Origin of the sequence: Pikeienuella sp. (assembly GCF_046290545.1) — a bacterium.
In the GTDB taxonomy this organism is placed as follows: domain Bacteria; phylum Pseudomonadota; class Alphaproteobacteria; order Rhodobacterales; family Rhodobacteraceae; genus Pikeienuella.
Map to the genome: position 1 here is coordinate 74,262 of NZ_JBKAGV010000017.1, position 22,982 is coordinate 97,243.

General features: G+C 69.8%; 25 protein-coding genes. 16 read left to right on the plus strand and 9 right to left on the minus strand.

What is annotated here, in order from left to right; genetic code table 11:
• Positions 1 to 6 precede the first annotated feature (6 nt).
• Positions 7 to 1,377 (minus strand): tRNA uridine-5-carboxymethylaminomethyl(34) synthesis GTPase MnmE, encoded by a 1,371-nt coding sequence (mnmE, locus tag ACE37J_RS16890; protein ID WP_409713088.1) that lies wholly within the window; start codon positions 1,375 to 1,377, stop codon positions 7 to 9.
• Between mnmE and ACE37J_RS16895 the strand changes: the two genes are divergently transcribed.
• Entirely contained in the window at positions 1,370 to 2,344 is a 975-nt protein-coding gene (locus tag ACE37J_RS16895) for a quinone oxidoreductase family protein (protein WP_409713091.1), read from the plus strand. The genes mnmE and ACE37J_RS16895 overlap by 8 nt on opposite strands.
• Positions 2,345 to 2,350: 6 nt before the next feature.
• Here ACE37J_RS16895 and rho read toward each other — a convergent pair whose 3' ends face one another.
• The 3 genes from rho to hemE all read right to left on the minus strand — a co-directional run bounded on the left by rho (position 2,351) and on the right by hemE (position 5,253).
• Entirely contained in the window at positions 2,351 to 3,622 is a 1,272-nt protein-coding gene (gene rho / locus ACE37J_RS16900) for a transcription termination factor Rho (RefSeq protein WP_409713094.1), read from the minus strand.
• 133 nt (positions 3,623 to 3,755) lie between these two features.
• Positions 3,756 to 4,211, minus strand: coding sequence for a protoporphyrinogen oxidase HemJ (hemJ, locus tag ACE37J_RS16905; RefSeq protein ID WP_409713098.1), 456 nt, complete (start codon positions 4,209 to 4,211; stop codon positions 3,756 to 3,758).
• Between the two features lie 4 nt (positions 4,212 to 4,215).
• Positions 4,216 to 5,253: a uroporphyrinogen decarboxylase gene (gene hemE, locus ACE37J_RS16910; RefSeq protein WP_409713101.1), complete on the minus strand. Its 1,038-nt coding sequence runs from the start codon at positions 5,251 to 5,253 to the stop codon at positions 4,216 to 4,218.
• A gap of 383 nt (positions 5,254 to 5,636) precedes the next feature.
• Between hemE and ACE37J_RS16915 the strand changes: the two genes are divergently transcribed.
• The 5 genes from ACE37J_RS16915 to dnaQ are packed head-to-tail and all read left to right on the plus strand — an operon-like array spanning position 5,637 to position 9,171.
• Positions 5,637 to 6,449 (plus strand): pyruvate, water dikinase regulatory protein, encoded by an 813-nt coding sequence (locus tag ACE37J_RS16915; protein ID WP_409713104.1) that lies wholly within the window; start codon positions 5,637 to 5,639, stop codon positions 6,447 to 6,449.
• Entirely contained in the window at positions 6,446 to 7,054 is a 609-nt protein-coding gene (locus ACE37J_RS16920; RefSeq protein WP_409713107.1) for a Maf family protein, read from the plus strand. The genes ACE37J_RS16915 and ACE37J_RS16920 overlap by 4 nt, the downstream gene beginning before the upstream one ends.
• On the plus strand, positions 7,051 to 7,881 hold the full coding sequence (locus ACE37J_RS16925; protein WP_409713110.1) for a shikimate dehydrogenase: 831 nt from the start codon (positions 7,051 to 7,053) through the stop codon (positions 7,879 to 7,881). The genes ACE37J_RS16920 and ACE37J_RS16925 overlap by 4 nt, the downstream gene beginning before the upstream one ends.
• Positions 7,878 to 8,480 carry a dephospho-CoA kinase gene (coaE, locus tag ACE37J_RS16930; RefSeq protein WP_409713113.1) on the plus strand — a complete coding sequence of 201 codons (603 nt, stop codon included), beginning with the start codon at positions 7,878 to 7,880 and terminating at the stop codon, positions 8,478 to 8,480. The genes ACE37J_RS16925 and coaE overlap by 4 nt, the downstream gene beginning before the upstream one ends.
• A complete protein-coding gene (dnaQ, locus tag ACE37J_RS16935; protein WP_409713115.1) occupies positions 8,473 to 9,171 on the plus strand; it encodes a DNA polymerase III subunit epsilon in 699 nt (232 codons plus the stop codon). The genes coaE and dnaQ overlap by 8 nt, the downstream gene beginning before the upstream one ends.
• Positions 9,172 to 9,175: 4 nt before the next feature.
• Here dnaQ and secB read toward each other — a convergent pair whose 3' ends face one another.
• Together secB and ACE37J_RS16945 are read right to left on the minus strand one after the other, a co-directional pair.
• Positions 9,176 to 9,679 carry a protein-export chaperone SecB gene (gene secB, locus ACE37J_RS16940; protein ID WP_409713118.1) on the minus strand — a complete coding sequence of 168 codons (504 nt, stop codon included), beginning with the start codon at positions 9,677 to 9,679 and terminating at the stop codon, positions 9,176 to 9,178.
• An 89-nt stretch (positions 9,680 to 9,768) separates the two neighbouring features.
• Positions 9,769 to 10,287: an FxsA family protein gene (locus ACE37J_RS16945; protein ID WP_409713121.1), complete on the minus strand. Its 519-nt coding sequence runs from the start codon at positions 10,285 to 10,287 to the stop codon at positions 9,769 to 9,771.
• Between the two features lie 132 nt (positions 10,288 to 10,419).
• Between ACE37J_RS16945 and ACE37J_RS16950 the strand changes: the two genes are divergently transcribed.
• The 3 genes from ACE37J_RS16950 to ACE37J_RS16960 are packed head-to-tail and all read left to right on the plus strand — an operon-like array spanning position 10,420 to position 12,664.
• Positions 10,420 to 11,067: a Tim44/TimA family putative adaptor protein gene (locus ACE37J_RS16950; RefSeq protein WP_409713124.1), complete on the plus strand. Its 648-nt coding sequence runs from the start codon at positions 10,420 to 10,422 to the stop codon at positions 11,065 to 11,067.
• A 44-nt stretch (positions 11,068 to 11,111) separates the two neighbouring features.
• On the plus strand, positions 11,112 to 12,092 hold the full coding sequence (locus tag ACE37J_RS16955) for a murein transglycosylase A (protein WP_409713127.1): 981 nt from the start codon (positions 11,112 to 11,114) through the stop codon (positions 12,090 to 12,092).
• Positions 12,089 to 12,664 (plus strand): Smr/MutS family protein, encoded by a 576-nt coding sequence (locus ACE37J_RS16960; protein WP_409713130.1) that lies wholly within the window; start codon positions 12,089 to 12,091, stop codon positions 12,662 to 12,664. The genes ACE37J_RS16955 and ACE37J_RS16960 overlap by 4 nt, the downstream gene beginning before the upstream one ends.
• On the opposite strand, the gene ACE37J_RS16965 is transcribed toward ACE37J_RS16960, so the two are convergent.
• Entirely contained in the window at positions 12,648 to 13,673 is a 1,026-nt protein-coding gene (locus ACE37J_RS16965; RefSeq protein ID WP_409713133.1) for a quinone-dependent dihydroorotate dehydrogenase, read from the minus strand. The genes ACE37J_RS16960 and ACE37J_RS16965 overlap by 17 nt on opposite strands.
• Positions 13,670 to 14,008, minus strand: a complete 339-nt coding sequence (locus ACE37J_RS16970; RefSeq protein ID WP_409715452.1) for a DUF952 domain-containing protein — start codon at positions 14,006 to 14,008, stop codon at positions 13,670 to 13,672. The genes ACE37J_RS16965 and ACE37J_RS16970 overlap by 4 nt, the downstream gene beginning before the upstream one ends.
• Before the next feature lie 49 nt (positions 14,009 to 14,057).
• Between ACE37J_RS16970 and ACE37J_RS16975 the strand changes: the two genes are divergently transcribed.
• Entirely contained in the window at positions 14,058 to 14,861 is an 804-nt protein-coding gene (locus tag ACE37J_RS16975) for an NAD(P)-dependent oxidoreductase (protein WP_409713136.1), read from the plus strand.
• Between the two features lie 88 nt (positions 14,862 to 14,949).
• Complete coding sequence (locus tag ACE37J_RS16980; RefSeq protein ID WP_409713139.1) at positions 14,950 to 15,144, plus strand: hypothetical protein; 195 nt, start codon at positions 14,950 to 14,952, stop codon at positions 15,142 to 15,144.
• Positions 15,145 to 15,153: 9 nt separating this feature from the next.
• On the opposite strand, the gene ACE37J_RS16985 is transcribed toward ACE37J_RS16980, so the two are convergent.
• Positions 15,154 to 15,564: a MarR family winged helix-turn-helix transcriptional regulator gene (locus ACE37J_RS16985; RefSeq protein WP_409713142.1), complete on the minus strand. Its 411-nt coding sequence runs from the start codon at positions 15,562 to 15,564 to the stop codon at positions 15,154 to 15,156.
• Positions 15,565 to 15,639: 75 nt separating this feature from the next.
• Between ACE37J_RS16985 and ACE37J_RS16990 the strand changes: the two genes are divergently transcribed.
• From ACE37J_RS16990 to ACE37J_RS17010, 5 genes are all read left to right on the plus strand, one after another.
• Positions 15,640 to 16,674: a peptidase M29 gene (locus ACE37J_RS16990; protein ID WP_409713145.1), complete on the plus strand. Its 1,035-nt coding sequence runs from the start codon at positions 15,640 to 15,642 to the stop codon at positions 16,672 to 16,674.
• 116 nt (positions 16,675 to 16,790) lie between these two features.
• Positions 16,791 to 17,561: an alpha/beta fold hydrolase gene (locus tag ACE37J_RS16995; RefSeq protein WP_409713148.1), complete on the plus strand. Its 771-nt coding sequence runs from the start codon at positions 16,791 to 16,793 to the stop codon at positions 17,559 to 17,561.
• The gene (locus ACE37J_RS17000) at positions 17,558 to 18,838 is read left to right on the plus strand and encodes an acyl-CoA dehydrogenase family protein (RefSeq protein ID WP_409713151.1); all 1,281 of its coding nucleotides are present in this window, start codon (positions 17,558 to 17,560) and stop codon (positions 18,836 to 18,838) included. The genes ACE37J_RS16995 and ACE37J_RS17000 overlap by 4 nt, the downstream gene beginning before the upstream one ends.
• Positions 18,828 to 20,366, plus strand: a complete 1,539-nt coding sequence (locus ACE37J_RS17005; RefSeq protein ID WP_409713154.1) for an AMP-binding protein — start codon at positions 18,828 to 18,830, stop codon at positions 20,364 to 20,366. Before ACE37J_RS17000 ends, ACE37J_RS17005 begins: the two co-directional genes overlap by 11 nt.
• A 360-nt stretch (positions 20,367 to 20,726) precedes the next feature.
• On the plus strand, positions 20,727 to 22,982 hold the full coding sequence (locus ACE37J_RS17010; protein WP_409713157.1) for an NADP-dependent malic enzyme: 2,256 nt from the start codon (positions 20,727 to 20,729) through the stop codon (positions 22,980 to 22,982).

The following is a 22,982-nucleotide window of genomic DNA, read 5'->3' on the forward strand; positions in this document are numbered from 1 at the left end:
AAACACCTATTTGCCGATGCAGAAGCGGGAGAACACATCGTCAAGAACCTGCTCCACGTCAACCGCACCAACGACAAGCTCGAGCTCGAGCGCCGCCCGCCGGACATGCTCGGCGGCAATCTCAAGCCGGTCTTCCGAACCCGCCGCGCGAAGGAAGGCGGCCGAGCTCGCAAGATGAGCCGCCTGCCGCTCCGTCGCGATCAACGAAGATGCCGGCGCCCGCATCGTGAGCCGTTCGAAGATCGCCTGACGCAACTCATCGATACCGGTATCATCACGGACGGAAACACTGATCTCGCCCCGCCCCGCGCCGATATCGGCCTTGAGCCAGACACTGATGTCGCCAACTCGCGCCGGCTCCGTCTCCTCCGTCCAGGGCGCATCCGCCGATTCGACAAGAAGCCTCAGATCCGCCGCCGCCGCCGCGGATCGCGCGCGCGCCACGCCGATCGATTCGATCTCGTCGCCCGTATCCCTTAGACCTGCCGTATCCACGAGCCAGACCGGCAGCCCGAGCACATCCACACGCACCCGGATGAGGTCCCGCGTCGTCCCCGGCACAGGCGAAGCGATCGCCATATCTTCTCCCGCCATCCGGTTCAAAAGCGTAGACTTTCCGGCGTTGGGAGGTCCGATGATCGCCACGGTGAATCCGTCGCGCAGCGATCGTCCGAAACTGCGCGTGGCCGACAATTCAGCCAACTCATCGGCAAGCGCAACGAGAGAACTGTCGAGACCGGACCCAATCGTTTCGGGAACATCCGCCTCATCAGAAAAATCGATTGCGGCCTCGATGACGGCCAGCGCTTCGATCAACCGGCCCCGCCAGAGCGCGACCTTGCGCGAAAGCTCGCCGTTGAGCAGCGCCAGGGCCTGGGCTCGCTGCATCTCCGTCTCGGCATCGATCAGATCCGCAAGGCTCTCGGCCTGCGCGAGATCGAGCCGTCCAGCGCGCAGCGCGCGCCTCGTGAACTCCCCCGGCTCCGCCATCCGAAGTCCGGGGATCTCGGCGAGCTCCCGAAGCATGCGGGAAACGCTGGCGCGCCCGCCATGAAGGTGCAACTCCACGAGGGACTCCCCGGTGAAGCTGGCGCCCTCCCTGAAGCGAACGACAAGCGCCTGGTCGAGCGGCTCGCCATCGTGAGCCCGCAAGGTCCGCAACGCCATGAACCGCGCCCGCGGCGGATCGCCGGCAAGGAGTCGCAAGGCTTCATCCGCCTTCGGGCCGGAGATCCGGACGACGGCGAGCGCCGCCCGTCCCGGCGCGGTCGCCAGGGCGAAGATCGTTTCACGATCCGACACAGAGGCGGCTTGACCTTGGCGCATCATCCATCCCACTTTCGGCGCGATAACAGGGGAGACGTCCAGAATGGTCAAGCGGATCGAGATCGCCGGGTTCGGCGGCCCGGAACAGATGCTCATCGCGGAACGGCCGGATCCGACGCCTGGGCCCGACGAAATCCTGATCCGCCACCACGCTATCGGCGTCAATTACATCGACACCTATCATCGTAGCGGCCTCTATCCCATACCGCTGCCGTCGGGGATCGGGCTGGAGGCCGCCGGAGTCGTCGAGGCTGTCGGACCTCAGGTCGCCGACCTGAAGGAAGGGGACCGCGTCGGTTACTGTTCCGGGCCGATCGGCGCCTATGCCGAGCGCCACGTCATCAAGGCGAACCGGGCAATCCGGCTGCCGGAACGCATCTCCTACGAGGATGCCGCAGCCTCGATGCTGAAAGGCCTTACAGTTCAGTATCTTATCCGTCAGATCTACCCGGTGGCCGCAGGCGAGACCGTGCTGTTCCACGCTGCCGCAGGCGGCGTCGGCCTGATCGCCTGTCAATGGCTCGCCGCTCTCGGCGTCACCGTGATCGGGACGGTCGGCTCCGGATCCAAGGCGGAGGCTGCGAAAGCCGCGGGCTGCGCCCATGTCATCCGCTATGACATCGAGGACGTGCCGGCGCGCGTTTCGGAAATCACGAACGGCGAGAAACTCCCCGTGGTCTTCGACGGCGTGGGGAAGACAACCTGGCCGATGTCGCTCGACTCCCTTCGCCGTCGCGGCCTGCTTGTCAGCTTCGGAAACGCTTCCGGCCCCGTGGAGAACGTCAATCTCGGCGTGCTGGCGGCGAAGGGCTCGCTCTTCGTCACGCGGCCGACGCTGTTCGACTATACGGCGACGGCGGAGACCCTGAACAGGGCAGCGGACGATTTCTTCGGCGCCCTGCTCGACGGGAGCGTGAAGCTCAACATCCACGCGACCTATCCGCTCGCAGAAGCGACCGCGGCGCACCGCGACCTCGAAGCGAGGAAGACCTCCGGTTCGCTGCTTCTGAAGCCCTGACGATCCTCAGGCGTTCATCGAGTCGAAGAACTCGGAATTGCTCTTGGTCTGCTTGAGCTTGCCGAGGAGGAATTCGATCGCGTCCGTCGTGCCCATCGGGTTCAGGATGCGCCGGAGCACGAACATCTTCGTGAGATCGCTCTTCTCCACAAGCAGATCCTCCTTCCGCGTCCCGGACTTGAGGATATCCATCGCCGGGAAGACGCGCTTGTCCGCCACCTTGCGGTCGAGCACGATCTCGGAATTGCCCGTTCCCTTGAACTCCTCGAAGATCACCTCGTCCATCCGGCTGCCCGTATCGATCAGCGCGGTCGAGATGATGGTGAGCGAACCGCCCTCCTCGATATTGCGCGCCGCGCCGAAGAACCGCTTCGGCCGCTGCAGCGCATTCGCGTCCACGCCGCCCGTAAGCACCTTGCCAGATGAGGGCACGACCGTGTTGAAGGCGCGCCCGAGCCGCGTGATCGAATCGAGCAGAATCACAACGTCCCGGCCATGCTCCACCAGCCGCTTCGCCTTCTCCGCGACCATCTCGGCGACGGCGACATGCCGCGTCGCCGGCTCGTCGAAGGTGGAGGAGACGACCTCGCCCTTCACCGAGCGCTGCATGTCCGTCACCTCTTCGGGCCGCTCGTCGATCAGGAGCACGATGAGGAAACATTCCGGATGGTTGCGTTCGATCGAATAGGCGATGTTCTGCAGGAGCACGGTCTTGCCGGTGCGGGGCGGCGCGACGATGAGGCAGCGCTGCCCCTTGCCGATCGGGGCCACAAGGTCGATCACCCGCGCCGAACGATCCTTGATCGTCGGATCCTCGACCTCCATCTTCAGCCGCTCGTCCGGATAAAGCGGCGTCAGATTGTCGAAATGCACCTTGTGGCGGGCTTTCTCCGGATCCTCGAAATTGATCGTGTGCACTTTGGTGAGCGCGAAGTACCGCTCACCCTCCTTCGGCTCCCGGATCAGCCCTTCGATCGTGTCGCCCGTGCGCAGCGCGAAGCGGCGGATCTGGTTGGGCGAGACATAGATGTCGTCCGGGCCCGGCAGATAATTCGCCTGGGGCGAGCGGAGAAATCCGAACCCGTCCTGGAGGACTTCGAGAACCCCCTCGCCGATGATCTCGACATCCTGTTCCGCAAGCTCCTTGAGGATCGCGAAGAGCATGTCCTGCTTGCGCATGGAGCTGGCGTTCTCCACCTCGAGCTCCTCGGCGAAGGCGAGCAGTTCCGTCGGGCTCTTCGCCTTAAGTTCGGAGAGTTTCAGTTGTGAGATATCCATCGATGGTCCTGGATGGAGCGCCGCATGGCGGTGGGGGGCCGCGCGCATACGCGCAGGAAAGCTGAGGCGCGAACGCGCACGTCTCCTATGTGCGCTCGGAGCCGGTTTGTCAAATGTTCCGTCCCGAAACGGCTCAGAACGGACGGACGATCACCATGATGACGATCACCACCATCAGCAGCGTCGGCGCCTCGTTGGCGAGCCGGTAGAACCGCCCGGAGCGCCGGTTCCGCCCCGCGGCGAAGTCCTTGCGCCAGAGCGATGCGGCGTGATGGAACCAGGTCATCAGGAGCACCATCGCCGCCTTCACCCACGGCCAGCCTTCGGACCAGTCGACGATTCCCGGTGTGAAGACCAGCATCAGCCCGAAGGCCCATGTCGCGATCATCGCCGGATTCATGATCGCCCGCAGGAGCTTGCGCTCCATCTCCTGAAAAACCGGGTCGATCTCGGGCCGCTCCGCCGCCTTCTCCGCATGATAGACATAGAGCCGCGGCAGATAGAACAGCCCCGCCATCCATGCGAGGACGGACATGACGTGAAACGCCAGCGTCCAGGGATAAAGCGCGGCGAGGCTGTCCCCGATCATGCCTTCATCCCTTCACGAGCCGCACGAGCCGCTCCACATTGCGCGGGTCGGCGTCCGGCGTGATCCCGTGGCCGAGATTGAAGATGAAGGGGCCGCCGCCCAGAACCTCGACGATGCGTCTGGCCGCGGCGTCCATCTCCTCGCCGCCCGTGACCATAAGCGAGGGGTCCATGTTTCCCTGAACCGTCGCGACCGGTTGCAGCGCGTCTCTCGCCCAGAGGATATCGGCGTCCTGCCCGATCGCCACCCCGTCCACGCCGGTCGCTTCGGCGAACCTGACCGCCCGCGCGCCAACGCCCCGCGGGAAACCGATCACCGGCACACCGGGATGTCGGGCCCTGAGCGCCGAGACGATCCGCCGGCAGGGCTCGACGGAGGCCATCTCGAACCACGGGTCGGGCAGCGAGCCCGCCCAGCTGTCGAAAATCTTCACCGCCTCTGCGCCGGCTTCGATCTGTCGGGAAAGGTAGAGGATCGTCGCATCCGTCACCCGCTCCAGAAGCGCGGCGAAGGCCTCGGGCCGCTCGCGCATGAGCGCATGAGCCGGGCCCTGGTCAGGCGTCCCGCGCCCGGCGATCATGTAGCTGAGCACGGTCCACGGGGCCCCGGCGAAGCCAATCAGCGCCACGTCTACCGGCAATGCCGCGCGCACCGTCGAAACTGTCTCGTAGACCGGCGCAAGCTTCTCATGGACTTCGTCCGCGGGCCGAAGCGCTCCGGCGTCGGAGACCGCATCCAGCCGCGGGCCCTCGCCCGGTTCGAACCACAGCTTCTGGCCAAGCGCGTCCGGGATCAGGAGAATGTCCGCGAAAAGGATCGCCGCATCGAAACCGAACCGCCGGATCGGCTGGAGCGTAACCTCCGTCGCCAGCTCCGGATTGTAGCAAAGGTCCAGAAAGCCCCCGGCCTGTTCCCTCACCGCGCGATATTCCGGAAGATATCTGCCCGCCTGCCTCATCAGCCAGATCGGAGGGCGCGGGAGCGTTTCGCCGGCAAGCGCTCTCAGAAGCAGCTTCGGGCTCGTCTTTTCTGTCTCGTTCATAGTCTTCTTTATATTGAGTGATTGTAGTTGGGGGTGCGCAAAGCGGGGATTAACATAATCCCCGGATGACTCACAGGCTTATCCGTTCGCCGGATCGCTCCGCCCTGTCGGCTCCGGCATCCGGGGATAACGGGGATGGTCGCGGGAAGTCCAGCCGGCGTCATTCGTTTCCCCTCATCCGCCGTCCGGGACGGAAAGCGATGACGCCGTCGCCGAGCTGTTCGTCACCGTTTCGCGCAGCCCGATGGGGGAGAGACCGGGTTGTTCGGGAACGGCGCCGGCTTTTCGCATGGCCGCTCCGGGGCCGGCTTGTTGTCCCCGTTCCGAGCCCTTATCCTCAACGCCGGTCGGCGGCGGGCGCCGTCCTCAGCCCGGCTTGGTTCATGGCGAAGACCGTTCATCTTCTCTCGGACTCGACCGGGGAAACCGTATCGCGGATCGGCTCCGCCGCCCTGTCCCTGTTCGAGGAGAGAGTCGAGAAGCGTCTCCACATCTTCCTGCGCAGTCCGGCGGAGATCGACGCGGCCATCGACGAAATCCGCGCAGCGCCCGGCCCCGTGATCGTCACCATGGTCGACGAGGCGCTTCGCCGCCGGGTGCTCGATGCGGCGGCGGAAATCGGCGTCCCCGCCACCCCTGTCCTCCAGCCCGTCATCGCGATGCTCGAAGCGGAGTTCGGCGCCCCGGCGCGTCCGCGCATGGGCGGCCAATACGTGGTGGACGATCTCTATTACCGCCGCGTCGATGCGATAGACTACGCGATGGCCATGGATGACGGCGCCCTCTCGCAGCGTCTCTCGCGTGCGGATGTGATCCTCTCCGGCGTGAGCCGCACCTCAAAGACGCCGACCTGCATCTACCTCGCCGTGCGCGGGGTGAAGGCGGCGAACGTGCCTCTGATCCCCGGGGTCGAGCCGCCCGAGGCGCTGTTCGAGGCGGCGGCGAAGGGCGTCCCCGTCGTCGGCCTCACGGCCAGCCCGACCCGCCTCGCCCAGATCCGCAGCCACCGGCTCGAAGTGATCGGCCATGATCGCGGCGCGGAATACGCGATGCTCGATCAGGTGCGCCGCGAGGTGGCGGAGGCCCGGCTCCTGTTCGAGCGCATCGGCGCGCCCGTGATCGACGTGACGCGCCGCTCGATCGAAGAGACGGCGGCCGAGATCATGGCCATGCTTCGCGCCGCCGGCCGCGCATGACCGAAGCCTCCGCATCACTCATCCTCGCCTCCACCTCCGCCACGCGGGCGGACATGCTCGCCCGCGCCGGGATCGTCGTCGCCAGCGTTCCGCCGCGGGTCGATGAGGAGGAAGCGAAAGTCGCCCTGCGCGCCGCCGGCGCCTCCCCCCGCGACCAGGCCGACGCGCTGGCCGAGATGAAGGCGCGCCGCGTCTCCGCCCGCGCGCCGGGCGCGCTCGTCATCGGCGCCGACCAGGTCCTCGATCTCGGAGGGGAGGCCTTTGACAAGCCGCGGACCCGGGAAGAAGCGCGCGACCAGCTCCTCCGTCTCCGCGGCGGGCGCCATCACCTCTACAGCGCCGCTGTCGTCGCCCGCGACGGCGCGCCGATCTGGCGCCACATCGCCCGCGCCACGCTCACGATGCGGGCCTTTTCGGACCCCTTTCTCGAACGTTACCTCGATGAAGAAGGCGACGCGGTCTTCTCCACCGTAGGCGGCTACCGTATCGAGGCCCGGGGCGTTCAGCTCTTCTCGCGGATCGAGGGCGACTGGTTCGCGATCCTCGGCCTGCCGCTCCTCGAACTCGCAGCCTGGCTGAGGGTGACCGGAGCGCTGGAGGAATGAGCGGGCCGGGTCTCCGCGCCGGCGTCATGGGCTGGCCCATCGCGCATTCCAGATCGCCGCGCCTTCACGGCTTCTGGCTTCGCCGCTACGGGATCGACGGCGCCTACGATCCGGTCCCCGTCCCGCCCGGAACCTTCGAACGCGAGCTCCGCCGGCTGGTCGAAGAGGGCTGGCGCGGCGCCAACGTCACCATTCCGCACAAGGAGGCGGCGCTGGCCGCGGCGGACGAGGCGACGCCCCGCGCCCGGGCCATCGGCGCTGCGAACACGCTCCTCTTCGGCGCCGGAGGCCGCATCCTCGCCGACAATACCGACGCCTTCGGGTTTCTGGAAAACCTGAAAGACCGGGCGCCTGCATGGCGCCCCGCCCGGCCCGCCCTGGTCCTCGGCGCCGGCGGCGCCTCCCGCGCGGTGATCCACGCCCTGCTCGAGGCCGGCGCGCCCGAGATCCGCCTCGCGAACCGCACCGTCGCGCGCGCCGAGGCGCTGGCCGCCGCCTTCGGCCCCCGGGTCCGCGTCCTGCCCTTCGCGGAAGCGGGCTCGCACCTCGCCGGGGCCGGCCTCATCGTCAACACGACGAGCCTCGGCATGAAGGGCGCGCCGCCCCTCGATCTTGACCTCGCCGGCGCCGAGCCCGACGCGCTGGCGACGGATATCGTCTACACCCCGCTCATCACGCCGTTTCTGGGGGCCGCCGCCGCCCGTGATCTCGCCATCGTGGATGGCCTCGGGATGCTGCTCCACCAGGCCCGCCCCGGTTTCGCCGCCTGGTTCGGCGTTGAGCCCGAGGTTGACGACGCGCTCCGCGCGGTGATGCTCGAACCATGATCTCCATCGGCCTCACCGGTTCCATCGGCATGGGAAAATCCACCACCGCCGCCCTCTTCCGGGAAGAGGGCGCGACGGTCTGGGATGCGGACGAGGCCGTGCGCCGCCTCTACGCGGCTGACGGCGCCGCCGTTCCCGCCATCGCCGCCCTTGCCCCGGGGGCGATCCTAGACGGCGCCGTTGACCGCACGCGCCTCCGGGAGGCGATTCTTGCCGACCCCCCCCTCCTGAAGCGCGTGGAGGCCGCTGTCCACCCGCTCGTCGCGGCGGATCGCGCGGCGGCCCGGGCGCAGGCCGAGGCGGCGGGCGCGCGCGTCGCCGTCTTCGACATTCCCCTCCTCTTCGAGACGGGCGGCGAGGGCGCCTTCGATCTCGTCGTCGTCGTCTCGGCCCCGGAACCGATGCAGCGCGCCCGCGTCCTCGCCCGGCCGGGGATGACCGCGGCCGCCTTCGAGGCGATCCTCGCGAAACAGACCCCTGACGCGGAGAAGCGGCGGCGCGCCGATGTCGTGATCGACACCGGGGCCGGGATCGAGGCCGCCCGGGCGGAGGTCAGGGCGCTGATGCAGCGGCTGGAGCAGGAGGGCGGCGATGCGTGAGATCGTGATGGATACCGAGACGACCGGGCTGGACCCGGCGGAAGGCCACAGGATCGTCGAGATCGGCGCGGTCGAGCTTCTCAACCATCTGCCGACCGGCCGGATCTACCACCAGTACATAAACCCCGAGCGGGACATGCCGGCGGAAGCTTTCGCGGTCCACGGCCTCTCGGCCGAGCGCCTTGCCCGCGAGCCCGTCTTTGCGGCGATCGCCGAAGCGTTCCTCGCCTTCATCGGCGAGGCGCCGCTCGTCATCCACAATGCGTCATTCGACATGAAGTTCCTGAATGCGGAACTCTCCGCCCTCGGCCTCTCGCCCCTGCCGGTGGAGCGGGCGGTGGACACGCTCGCCATCGCCCGGCGCCGCTTTCCCGGCTCGCCCGCCGGGCTCGACGCGCTCTGCCGGCGCTTCGGCGTCGACAATTCGGCGCGGGAGAAGCACGGCGCGCTGCTGGACAGCGAGCTCCTCGCCGAAGTCTATCTCGAACTGATCGGAGGCCGGCAGCCGGACCTCGTCGCCGCCTTCGCGCCCACCGCACGGCCGGAACAGGGCGGGTCGGCCCAGGTCGCCGGAAACTGGCGTCCGGGGCCCCGGCCCGCCCCGCTCCGCCCCCGTCTGACGGAGGCGGATCTCGCGCGCCATGCCGCCTTCATCGCCACGCTCGGCGAAGGCGCGCTCTGGCGGCGGTGAAGCCTCAGGCGTTCCCGGCGGTCGCCGCCTCGGCCGCGCGCCGGCGCTCGACCTCCGCCCGATAGAGCGCCGCGAAATCCACGAGGTCGAGCATCAGCGGCGGATAGCCGCCGTCCCGCGTCAGGTCGGCGACGATTCGCCGCGCGAACGGAAACAGGAGCCGCGGGCACTCGATCAGGAGATAGGGATGAACCTGCGCCTCCGGCACGCCCGTCAGCTCGAAGAGCCCGGCATATTCGACCTCGACGACGAACATCGTCTCCTCGCCGGCGCGGGCCGTGCCCGTGACCTTGAGGATGACCTCAAAGAGCGAGGCGGAGCGCTTCTTGGCGTCGAGATTCACGGCGACCTGAATCTCGGGCTTCACGTCCATCCGCCCGTCGCCGCTCCGCACGGCGATGTTCTCGAACGAAGCGTCGCGCACATATTGCGCCTTGATCGAAACCCGCGGCGTCGCCGCGCCGTCCTGAACTGCGCCCGCGCCCGCGACCTTGTCCGCTTCCGCCATGACATCCCCCGAAATCGGTTTTCCGGCCCGAAAGCACGGGCCTTTCCCCGGTTCCGCTAGCACGGCGGTCCCGTCGGAGCAATCGCGGCTCAGCCGTCCCGGGGTCCGGGCCGAGGTCCGTCCCGGGATTCGGGCCGCGGTCCGGGCGGGCGTGTCCAGCCGCTTTCGCCGCGCGGCTCCGCCTCGTCGATCACCTCGTACTCCGCCGAGATCGGCGCCTCTCGCCGCGTCGCGCCGCCCGCCCGGTGCGCGGTCGCGCGCGCGGCGAGGCGCGGCCCGGCCCATGCGATCACCGCATGCCGGACGGGCGGCAGGAGGAACATAAGCCCCAGTGCATCGGTGAAGAATCCCGGCGTCAGCATCAGCGCCCCGGCGACGAGGATCATCGCGCCCTCGGCGAGCGGCCCGCGCGGGTCCTCGCCCCGCTCCGTGGCGTCGCGCATCTTCATCATCGCCGCGAAGCCCTGCGCCCGCATCAGCCCCGCGCCGAGCGCGGCCGTGACGAGGATGAGCGCCAGCGTCGGCCACAGCCCCAATGCTCCGCCGATCTCGATGAAGAGCCCGATCTCGATCAGCGGAACGAGAATGAGCACGGCGAGCAGCCACATGAAGCCTCCTGACCGGGCGCCCCCCTTCGCAACGCCGCGGTTCGGGCGGCGGCGTGGACAGGGGCGGCCCTCGCCCTTAAATAGGGGAGGAACGCGGCCTGCGCCAACCTGGCCGCTACAGGAGACGATCTCATGGGCGACGGCCTGCTCACGCTTCTCATCCTCGCGGGGATCACGGTGTTCCTCGTCATGAGGCTGAAGAACGTGCTGGGCACGAAGACCGGGCTGGAGAAAAAGCCCGAGCCCGTGTTCGGGGACCGCTCGGCTTCCCGCCCCGCTCCTGCGCTCGAGGAGAAGGCGGAGCCCGAGCCCATCGCCGCGAACGACCCGCTGTCGGAGACCTGGGCCTCCATGCGCGCCGTCGAGGCGGATTTCTCGCCCCGCGATTTCACCGAAGGCGCGAAGCGCGCCTACGAGATGCTGCTGATGGCCTTCGAGAACGGCGACAAGCAAACGCTCGAATCCTACCTCTCTCCCGATGTGTATCGCGACTTCGCCGCCGCGATCGACCAGCGCGCCGACGAAGGCCTGACGGTGGACGCCCGCTTCGTCGGCGTCCGCGAGGCGAAGATCGTCGCCGCCCGCTTCGACGAGGAGGAGCAGATCGCCGAGATCGACATGCGCTTCGTCGGCGAACTCGTCACCGTGGTCCGCGACGCCGAGCATCGAATCGTCGAGGGCGATCCGAACGAAATCCGGCGCGAGACGGATCAGTGGACCTTCGGCCGTCGCCTCGGCGCGCCAGATCCGAACTGGCTCCTCATCGCCACGGGGGAATGAGCCGGGGTCCGGATCGGCGGGCGCTGCTCGCGGGGCTTGCAGCCTTGGCCGCCCTTCCCGCCGCCGCCGCGCCCCGTCGTCTCTCCTTCGGAGAACTTCCCGGCTGGGCGGAGGCCGATCACGAGGCGGCGCTTCGCGCGTTCCGCGTCTCGCTCGAAAAGGCCCGCCCCGCCGGCGCCGTCCGCGGCGAGGACTGGGCCGAGATCGCATCGGCGCTTCCTCCTGGCGCCGGCGAGGCGCGCTCGGTCTTCGAGGCGCTCTTCGTTCCCGTCGCCCTCGCCCCGGACGCGCTCTTCACCGCCTATTACGAGCCCGAAATCGCGGGCGCGCGCGCCCCCGATTCGCGCCACCGCCACCCGATCCGCCGAAAGCCGTCCGACCGGGCCCTTCTCTCCCTCACGCGAGGGGAGATCGCGGCCGGAAGGCTGGACGGGCGCGGGCTCGAACTGCTCTGGCTGGCCGACCCGGTCGAGGCGTTCTTCCTCCACATCCAGGGATCGGGCCGCATCCGCCTGCCGGACGGCGGCCTCGTCCGCGTCGGTTTCGCCGGCCGCAACGCCCATCCCTACCGCTCCATCGGGCAGGCGCTCGCGCGTCGCGGCCTGAAGGGGGAGGCGGCATCCGCCGGCGGGATCAGGCGCTGGCTCCGCGCCAATCCCGCCCGCGCGCAGGCGCTGATGAACGAGAACCCGTCCTACATCTTCTTCGAGGAGCGGCCGGGCCTCGCCGAAGATGAAGGGCCGGTCGGCGCGCTCGGCGTGCCGCTCACCGCGATGGTCAGCGCCGCGGTCGACCCCTCGCTCCAGCCGCTCGGCGCGCCGCTCTGGGTCGAGGCGGCGGCGGAGGGATTCGCGGGGCGGCTCATGGTGGCGCAGGATGTCGGGGCCGCGATCAAGGGCCCGGGCCGCGCCGATCTCTTCATCGGCGCGGGGCCGGAGGCCGGCCGCCGGGCCGGCCGCATCAAGGCTCCGGGCCGGCTGGTCACCCTTCTGCCGCGCGGGGCGGCGCGGCGGATCGGCGCGTGAGCCGCCGCGGCCGCCGGCCCACGGCGGAGGAACGCGCGCTCTGGGATGCGGTCGCCGGCGCCTGGAACCGGCGGGCGGAAACAGCTCCGCCCCCCGCCCCGCCGAAGCCCGTGAGCCTCGCGCGCCCGCCCTCCGCCACGGAGGAGACGGCCGAGGCCCCGCGCGCGGCCCCGGTCATCCTTCGCCCGCAAGGCCGCTCCGAACCGCCCGTCTCCCTGCCCCGCCCCCGCCCCGCGCCGCCGAGCGGTCTTGACCGCGCCACCGAGGCGCGGCTCCGCAAGGGCCGGCGCGCGCCCGATGCGCGGATCGACCTGCACGGGATGACGGCTCTCGCGGCCCACCGCGCCCTCTCCGCCTTCCTGTTCGAAAGCCGGGCCGCCGGCCGGCGCTGCGTGCTTGTCATCACGGGCAAGGGCGGCTTCGGCGAAGGCGCCCCGGGCGTCCTCCGCCGCGAGACGCCGTTCTGGCTGGAGACGCCGCCGCTCTCTGAAATCGTCGTGAACGTCACCCCCGCCCATCCGCGCCATGGCGGCGGCGGCGCGCTCTACGTCTATCTCAAGCGGGCGCGCTGAATGCGCCGGCGCGCATCCGCGCCGCGAGCCCCCGGTTGATCTCCGCGCCGAGCGAGGGGCCGGCATAGACCATCGCCGTATAGAGCTGCACCGCAGAGGCCCCGGCCGCGAGCCGCTCGGCCGCATCCTCCGCGCTCGCGATCCCGCCGACCCCGATCAGCGGCAGCGCGCCCCCCGTCTCGATCCGGAGCCGGCGAAGCACATGCAGCGCCTTCGCCTTCAGCGGCGCGCCCGAAAGCCCGCCCGCTTCCCGCGCATGGGGGGAGTGGAGCCCCTCGCGGGAGAGGGTCGTGTTCGTCGCCACGATCCCGTCGATCCCCCCCGCCATCGCCGCCGCCGCCAGCGCGCCGATCTCCCCGTCCGTCAGGTCCGGCGCGATCTTCAGGAGGAGCGGAAAGCGCGGCGCGCCGAGCGCCTCCCGCGCCTCCGCCGCGCGGGCGAGCAGGGCGGAAAGCGCCGCCGGCCCCTGCAAGTCCCGAAGCTTCTCGGTGTTCGGGGAGGAGACGTTGAGCGTCATCGCTCCGACAAGCCCGTGCAGCCCTCGCATCACGGCGACATAATCCCCCGCCCGGTCCTCGCTCTCCTTGTTCGCGCCGAGATTGGCCCAGAGCCGCGCCCGGTCCCCCCGGAAGGCCCGGAGCCGCGCGGCGACCGCGTCGAGCCCCTCGTTGTTGAAGCCGAACCGGTTGATCGCCGCCCGGTCCTCCGCGAGCCGAAAGAGCCGCGGCCGCGGATTGCCCGCCTGCGGGCGCGGCGTCACCGCCCCGATCTCGACGAAGCCGAAGCCCGCCCGCAGCATCGCCTCCGGCGCCGCGGCGTTCTTGTCGAACCCGGCGGCGACGCCGACCGGCGAGGGAAGTTGCAGCCCGAACAGCGTCACAGCAAGGATCGGGTCCGGCTCATGGCGCGGCCCGAGCCCGAGCCGCAGCGCGGCGAGCGCCAACCCGTGCGCCCGCTCCGGGTCGAGCCGCCGCAGCGCGGCGAGGGCGGCGCGCTCCGCGAGGCTCACGTCATGTCCGGAAAGACATGCGCCCCGGAGGCCGAGAGCGGCAGCGGCTTCGCCCAGAGAACCCGGTCGAGCCGGAGCGGCGCATAGAGATGCGGGAAGAGCGCGCCGCCGCGCGAAGGCTCCCATTTCAGCGCATCGCCAACCGTCTCCGCCGCTACCGCGACGAGCATCAAGCCTTCCCGTCCGGCGAAGTGCCTCGCCGCCGTCTCCGGCGCCTGTTCCGCGGTGGAGAAGTGGATGAAGCCGTCGGCGAGGTCCACCGGCGCGCCCGCCGTCTCCCCGTCCCGCTCCAGCGCGGCCCATTCCGCCGCCGCGAATATCTTGAAGATCAGCATGAACCCTGCTTCCGTCCCCGCGCGCGTAAGGTCAAGGAGGGGCTTCGCCATGCCGGGAAGAATCACGGTCGCGGGATGCGGCCGCATGGGCCTGCCGATGCTCCGCGCGCTCCGCGCCGCCGGCTTCGACGCGCGCGGCTTCGACATCCGCCCGCCTGCCGATCTCGGCGCCGCGCCGGAGGAGATGATCGACGCCAAGACCATGCTGGCCGAGACGGAGACGCTCTTCAGCATCGTCCGCGATGCGGCGGAGACGGAGGGCCTGCTCTTCTCCGATCAGCGCGCGCTTTCCGCGCCGCGCCTGCGCACGCTCGTCATCTCCTCCACCCTCTCGCCGCGCCTCCTGCCGGAAATCGCGGCGCGGGCGCCCGCGGGCCTCGCCCTCGTCGATGCGCCGATGTCGGGGGCCCAGGTCGCGGCGGAGGAGCGGCGCCTCTCCTTCATGCTCGGCGGGGAGTCGGAGGCGCTCGCCCGCCTCCGCCCGCTCTTCGAGGCGATGGGGCGCAACATCCACGTCATGGGCGGTTTCGGCGCCGGGATGACGGCGAAGGTCCTCAACAACTATGTCGCCGGCGCCGCCGTCGCCGCAACGCGGCAGGCGCTCGAATGGGCGGATGCGACGGGGATGGACCGGGCGCGCCTCCTCGCCCTGATGAACGATTCCTCCGGGCAGACCTGGTTCGGCTCCAATTTCGACCGGATCGAGTTCTCGCGGGACGGATACTCGACGGACAACACGATCGGCATCCTGCAGAAGGACGTCGCGGCGGCGCTGGACGGCGCCGGCGCGCCGGAAGACGCGGTCGGCCAGGCGGTGATCGCGCGGCTCCGCCGGCTTTCTCCGATGATTTGAGGCGAAGCCGAAAGGCCCGGCCGTCGCCGCGCGGCTACCGAATCGGATAGTCTGCGGCGCATGCGTATGTTGTGGGAGCGTATCCGAGATGCTGGAATCCCTCGCCGTCTTCGCCTTTGACACGCCGCTCGGCGTCCTGCTCGTTCTCTCTGCGGCGGCATGGCTCTGCCGGTTCGCGATGATCCTCTGCCTGCCGGACCGCATCGCCGGCCCGCGCGGCGTCCTGATCGACACCGAAGAGGGGCGCGGCGCGCTGGATCTCGCCCGGCCGCCAAGGGAGTGAGCGGCGCAATCAGCGCCTGAGAATTTCCCGCAGCGTCCGCTTCAGCGCCGCCGCCTTCGCGGGGGAAAGCGCGCGCGCCTCGTGTTCCCGCGCCTCCGCCACCAGCCCCTCGGCCAGCGCAAGCCCTTCCGGCGTGAGCGAGACGGAGACGCGCCGCCGGTCAGCGGCGTCGTCCGCACGCCGGACAAGGCCCTGCGCCACTAGCCGGTCAACGATCCGCGTCATGGTCGGCTGCTTCGCGAGGCAGGCCTCGGAAAGCTCCCCGATCGTCAGCGCCGCATCGGGATAGAGCGAGGCGAGGATCCGCCAGGTCGAGACAGGCACCCCCCGTGACGCCAGCCAGCCATGGAACTCGGCCGAAAGCGCGGCGCTCGCCTGCGCGGCGAGATAGAGGAGATAGTCGTCGGTGAAGCGGCCCATGCCGTCATCCTAGCGCAAGAGAATGAAATTGCATCCTATGATTTTTCATATAACCTCATTGGCAGGAGGATCGCCATGCTGACCGACCGGATCGAACCCGCCTGGATCGACGCGTTCGAGGAGGTCTTCTCGCTCTGCCGCATACGGCCGGAGGAGCAGGTCGTCATCCTCTCCGAATCCCAGTCCCGCCCGCTGACGCGCCATCTGGCGGAACTCGCGCTGGCGCGGATGAAGGTTCCGTTCTTCAAGCTGGAGGTGCCGACGCCGCCCTCGCCCGCCGGTCCGGTGATGCGCTCCACGGGCGCCTCAATGGCGCTGACGGGGCAGGGGCTCGCCGTCCGCACCCTCGCCGCGGCGGATGTGGTGGTCGATCTCACGCTCGAAGGGTTGATGCATGCGAAGGAGACCGCCGAGATCCTGAAGGGCGGCGCCCGGATCATGAACGTCTCCAACGAGCATCCGGAGGCGCTGGCCCGCACCGTTCCGACGCCGGGACTGCGGGAGCAGGCGAAGGAGGCTGTCGCGCGCTGCCGGGCGGCGAAGGCGATGACGGTCCGCTCCGCCGCCGGAACCGACCTTCGGGTGAACATGGAGGGGGCGGCCACCGTCGGCGTCTGGGGCTGGACGGACCGGCCGGGGACTCTGGCGCACTGGCCGGGGGGGATCATCGTCTCCTTCCCGAAGGCGGGGTCGGTCGAGGGGCGCATGGCCTATCGGCCGGGGGACGTGAACCTGACCTTCAAGCGCTATTTCGAGAGCGCGGTCGATCTGACGCTCGAGAACGACTACGTGACGAGGATCGAAGGGTCCGGCGCCGACGCCGCGCTGATGCGGGATTACTATGCCGCCTTCGGGGAGAAGGAGGCCTACGCCGTCTCCCATGTCGGCTGGGGCTTCAACCGGGGCGCGCGCTACGAGGCGCTGACGATGTATGACCGGCGGGAGACGAACGGGACGGAGCTGCGCGCCGTGGCCGGCAACTTCCTCTTCTCGACCGGGGCGAACGAGTTCGCCGGGCGGTTCACGCGCGGGCATTTCGACCTGCCGATGATGGGCTGCGACATCGCGCTGGACGGGGTCCCGGTGGTCGCCTCCGGGCGGCTCGTCTGACCGAATTCATGGAGATTTCCATGGAAATCGAAGTCATGTCCCTGAAAACAAACAATAAAACAGTTAACGCGCCGGAATCCGGCGCCGCTGGCCGCACGGCGAAGGGAGCCTGAGACATGCCCATCCTGGCCGGGATCGACTATGAAGAGGCGGGGAGCGGCCCCGCCGCGATCTGCCTGCACGGCATCGGCGGGGACGCGACCAGCTTCGGGCCGCAGTTCGGCGCCCTGCCCGCCCGCGTCATCTCCTGGTCGATGCCGGGCTATCGCCAGTCCCTCCCCGGCAAGCTCACCTTCGGCGGGCTTTCCGGCGCGCTGGAGCGGTTCATGGACGCGCTCGGGCTCGAAGACGCGCATATCGTCGGCCATTCGATCGGCGGCATGATCGCGCAGGATTTCGCGCTCCGGCATCCCGCCCGCGTCCGCTCCCTCGCGCTGATCGGCACGACGCCGGCCTTCGGCGGCAGGGACCCGAGCTTCGCCGAAGCCTTCCTGAAGGACCGGCTCGCGCCGCTCGACGCCGGCATGAGCATGGCGGAAATGGCCCGCGCCGCGGCGCCGCTCGTCTGCGGCCCCGACGCGCCGCCCGAAGTCCACGCCGCGGTGGAGCGGCCGATGGCGAACGTGCCGGAGCCGGTGTGGCGGGACATCCTCGCCTGCCTCACGACCTTCAACCGGCGCGAGGAGACGGGGAAGCTGACCATGCCCGCCTGCCTCATCGCCGGGTCGGAGGACAGGAACGCCCCGGCGAAGACGATGGAGAAGATGGCCGCCGCCATGCCGGACGCCGAATATCATCTCATCGAGGGCGCCGGCCACATGATCAACCAGGAAGCGCCGGAGCGGGTGAACGCCATCCTCTCCGCCTTTTACGGGAGGCTCGCATGAACAAGCCCGTGCAGGTGAAGACCGCGACAGGCGACGCGCCGATCTTCGAGCCGGAGGCCTGGGGCCTCACCCCGAAACAGGCGGAGCTGACGGCGCTGGCCCGCACGCTCGCCGCCGAGAAGTTCGCGCCCCGCGCCGCGGAGATCGACCGGGAGGCGCGGTTCCCGACCGAGAATTACCGGGACATGGCGGAGGCCGGGCTCCTCGGCATCTGCATCCCGGAGGATCAGGGCGGGCGCGGCGCCGACCTCAAGACCTACATGCTCACCGCAGCGGAGATCGGCCGCTATTGCGGGGCGACGGCGCTGACCTTCAACATGCACGTTTCTTCCTGTCTCTGGACGGGCGCGTTGCTCGACGCGCTGGAGATCGCCCCGGCGCTCCGCGCCGAGCATGAGGAGAAGCGGAAGCTGCACTACGCCCGCATCGTCCGGGAGGGGAAGATCTATTCCCAGCCCTTCTCCGAGGGCGGCGCCGCCGCCGCCGGGTTCAAGGCCTTCGGCACCACGGCGCTGAAGGTCGAGGGCGGCTGGCGGATCACGGGGAAGAAGATCTTCGCCTCCCTCTCCGGCCATGCCGACTATTACGGCGCGCTCTGCACCGCGCTTGACCACCCGGATGAAGACCCGTCCCGCCGCAACACGATGTATCTCGCGGTTCCGGCGGATGCCGAGGGCGTGGAGGTTGTGGGCGAGTGGGACCCGCTGGGGATGCGCGGCACCGTCTCCCGCACCCTCCTCTTCAAGGACGTGTTCGTCGGCGAGGACGCGCAGCTCATGCCGCGGGGAATCTACCCCGAGGCCGCGACGCGCTGGCCGCACATGTTCATGACGCTGACGCCGACCTATATGGGCATCGCGCAGGCGGCCTATGACTTCACGGTCAAATACCTCCGCGGCGAGGCGCCGGGGACGCCGCCGGTCAAGCGGCGGATGTATCCGACGAAGCAGCTCGCCGTCGCCGAAATGCGGGTGAAGCTCGAACAGGCCAAGGCGCTCTGGTTCGCCGCGATCTCCGAGGCGCGGCCCGACCCTTCGAAAGATTCCCTCATGCGCGCCTGGGCGGCGCAGAACACGGTGATGGAGACGGCGAACGCCCTCGCCGCGCTCGCCATCCGCACCTGCGGCGGGCAGTCCATGCTCCGCTCGCTCCCGCTCGAACGCCTCTACCGGGACAGCCGCTGCGGCTCGCTGATGCTGCCCTGGACGGCCGAGCTCTGCATGGACATGCTGGGCAAGGCCGCGCTCTACGAGCGGGGCGAGACGGATGAGGAGTGAGGCCGGGTTCGACGCGCGGATCGACCTCTGGCCCGCGCGCGCCGCGGCCACGGCGCCCTCGAGCCCGGCGATCCTCTTTCGCGGCGAGACCTGGAGCTATGAGGCCTTCGCCCGGCGGATCGACGACCTGGCCGAGACGCTGGAGGCCATCGGCCTGAGGCGGGGGGACCGGGTGGGCTGGCTCGGGCTCAACCATCCGAAGGTCTTCACCCTCCTCTTCGCCTGCGCCCGGCTCGGCGCCGTGCTCGTCCCCTTCAACTGGCGGCTGGCGGCGGCGGAGCTGGCGCGCATTGCCGAGGATTGCGGGCCGCGGCTCATCCTCCATGACGACGAGTTCGCGCATCAGGCGGCGGCGCTCGCCGGGCCGGGGCGGGTCATCGCCCATCATGCGCGGGCGATCCCGCCGCTGAAGCACGATCCTGAGCCGCGCGCCTTCCCGGCCCCGGACCCGATCCGGGGCCCCGAGGGGTTCGCGCATGAGAACGGGGCCGAAGCCCCCCTTCTGATCGTCTACACTTCGGGCGCGACCGGGCGGCCCAAGGGCGCCGTCCTCCCCGTCCGCGCCGTGGCGGCGAACGCGGCGATGAGCGTCGCGGCGCACGGGCTGACGCGGGAGAGCCGGGCGCTCGTCGTCCTCCCGCTCTTCCATGTCGGGGGGCTCAACATCCTGCCGACGCCTTCCTTCTCCATCGGCGCGGCGGTGGAGATCCATGAGCGGTTCGAGCCGGCGGCGGCGCTCGCGGCGCTCGCCGGGGGCGTCACCCACGCCATCATGGTGCCGACCGTGGCCCAGGCGATCATGGCGCAGCCCGGCTGGGCGGCGGCGGACCTCTCCCGCCTCCGCGCCCTCTCCATCGGCTCGACCGACGTGCCGCGGGAGATCATCGACGCCGTCCACGCCCGCCTCGTGCCGATGCCGCAGATCTACGGCGCGACGGAGACGGGGCCCTTCGCGATCTACCAGACGGTTGCGGACGCAATGGAGAACCCCGGCTCCATCGGCCGGCCCGGCGCGCTCTGCGAGATCAGGCTGGCGCGGCCCGACGGCTCCGAGGCGGCGCCCGGCGAGCCGGGGGAGATCCTCGTGAAGGGGCCGAACATCCTCTCCGGCTACTGGCGGAACGAGGAGGAGACGGCGCGCGCCATCGTCGACGGCTGGTTCCATACCGGCGACATTGCCTTGCGGGACGAGGCCGGGCTCTTCTGGTTCGCGGACCGGATCAAGCATGTCGTGATCTCCGGCGGGGAGAACATCTATCCGGCGGAGCTGGAGCGGGTGCTCCGCCCGCATCCGAAGGTGCGGGAGGTGGCGGTGGTCGGCCGGCCAGACCCGAAATGGGGGGAGGTCCCGGTCGCCGTCATCGCGCCGCGCGAGCCGATGACGGAGGCGGAGGCGCTCTCCGCCTTCAACGGCGTCCTCGCCCGCTACAAGCACCCGCGCGCCGTCGTCTTCGTCGATGCGCTGCCGCGGAACGCGATGGGGAAGGTCGTGGCCGCGGAGGTGCGGGCGATGATCGGGGCGGGGTGAGGTGTGCGCACACGCTGTGCAGGGGGGTTATATGATTGAATTTGTGAGATAATCAAGAATTCGGCTGAAACAGGGGAGTCGTGCGTCGCTCGCCTCCTGGCCCGGTCGACCAGACCGGGCCGCGGCCTCCCTCCCCCCAGGGAGGCCGCATTGCGACGTTGCAAGACGTGCAACCGCGGAAGTTCCTGACGCCATAGAGCACGCGGCCCAACCCGCCCGAGGCGGCCCCCCGAGGGAGGCCGCGCCCCTTCGCGCCCCGCTCCGCGGTCGCATTGCGCGCCCTTCCGCCCCCCAGTATAAACCGGCCTCCCCGCAGGAAGCGCCCGACGCAAGGGCCGCGCGCGGGGCGGGGAGGCTGACATGTCCGACAGATCGCAGCTCGACGAAGACGCGCTCGCCTATCATTTCCTCGCCCCGGCGGGGAAGGTCGGCATCGTCGCCACCAAGCCGATGGCGACGCAGCGCGACCTCTCCCTCGCCTATTCCCCCGGCGTCGCCGCCCCCGTCCGCGCCATCGCGGCGGACCCGGAGGCGGCGTTCGACTATACGAGCCGGGGCAACATGGTCGCCGTCATCTCGAACGGCACCGCGATCCTCGGCCTCGGCGACCTCGGCGCGCTGGCCTCGAAGCCGGTGATGGAGGGCAAGGCCGTGCTCTTCAAGCGCTTCGCGGACGTGAACGCCATCGACCTCGAGCTCGACACGAAGGACGCGGACGAATTCTTCAACGCCGTCAGGCTGATGGGCCCCTCCTTCGGCGGCATCAACCTGGAGGACATAAAGGCGCCGGACTGTTTCATCATCGAGCAGCGCCTGCGCGAGACGATGGACATTCCGGTCTTCCATGACGACCAGCACGGCACGGCGATCATCTGCGTGGCCGGGCTCATCAACGCGCTGCACCTCACCGGGCGGCGGATCGGGGAAGCGCGGATCGTCGTCAACGGCGCCGGCGCGGCCGGAATCGCCTGCGTCGAACTGGTGAAGTCGCTCGGCGCGAAGCCGGAGAACTGCCTTCTCTGCGACACGAAGGGCGTCGTCTTCCAGGGGCGGGAAGAGGGCATGAACCAGTGGAAATCCGCCCATGCCGCGCCGACGGAGGCGCGCACGCTGGCGGATGCGATGAAGGGGGCGGACGTCTTCCTCGGCGTCTCCGCCAAGGGGGCGGTGACGGCGGAGATGCTCGCCTCCATGGCGCCGAAGCCCATCGTTTTCGCCATGGCGAACCCGGACCCCGAGATCACGCCGGAGGAGGCGGCGGCGATCCGCGGCGACGTCATCATGGCGACGGGGCGTTCGGATTATCCGAACCAGGTCAACAACGTCCTCGGCTTCCCCTTCATCTTCCGCGGCGCGCTGGACGTGAACGCGCGCACGATCAACGAGGAGATGAAGATCGCCGCGGCGGAGGCGCTGGCGATGCTGGCGCGGGAGGATGTGCCCGATGAAGTGGCCGCCGCCTATGGCCGCCGCCCCGTCTTCGGGCCGGACTACATCATTCCCGCGCCCTTCGACCCCCGCCTTATTCACGTCATCCCCCCCGCGGTGGCGGAGGCGGCGATGAAGAGCGGCGTCGCCCGCCGCCCGATCATCGACATGGAGGGCTACGCCCGCGCCCTCCGCGCCCGGCTCGACCCGACGGCGAACATGCTCGAAGCCCTCGCCGCCCGCGCCCGGCGGGAGCGGAAGCGCGTCCTCTTCGCCGAGGGGCAGGACGAGCGCGTGCTCCGCGCCGCCGTGGCCTGGGCGCGCGGCGGCTATGGCGAGGCGGTGGTCGTCGGGCGGGAGGACGAGGTGGCGGAGATGCTGGCGAAGGCCGGGCAGGCCGACGCCATCAGCGAGATCGAGGTCGTGAACGCCGAGACGACGCCCTACCTCGCGGATTATGTCGCTTCGCTCTACGCCAAGCTGCAGCGCCGCGGCTTCCTCGAGCGGGATTGCTATCGCCGCGTGGCGCGGGACAGGCACATCTTCGCCGCCTGCATGCTCGCCGCCGGCCACGCCGATGCGATGGTCACCGGCGTCTCCCGCAAGTCCTCCGTCGTGCTGGACGATATCGGCCGCGTGTTCGAGACGCGGCAGGGGCGGAAGGTCGTCGGCGTCTCCGCCGTGCTGGCGCGGGGGCGCACCGTGCTGGTGGCCGACACGATGGTGCACGAGATGCCGACGGGGCCGGAGCTCGCGGACATCGCGGAGCAGGCCGCCCGCGTCGCCCGCCGGCTCGGGCTCGACCCGCGCGTCGCGCTCCTCTCCTATTCCACCTTCGGCTATCCGACTTCGGAACGCTCCAGCAACCTCCGCGAGGCGGTGAAGCTGCTGGAGGCGCGCGGCGTCGATTTCGAGTTCGACGGGGAAATGGCGGCGGACGTGGCGCTCGACCCGGCGGCGATGGCCGCCTACCCGTTCTGCCGCCTCTCGGGCCCCGCCAACGTCCTCGTCATGCCCGCCCGCCATTCCGCCTCGATCTCCACCAAGATGCTCCAGCAACTGGAGGGGACGACGGTGATCGGCCCGATCCTCACCGGGATCGAGAAGCCCGTGCAGATCTGCTCGATGGGCGCGACCGTATCGGACATCCTCAACATGGCGATCATCGCGGCGACGGATGTGGGGTAG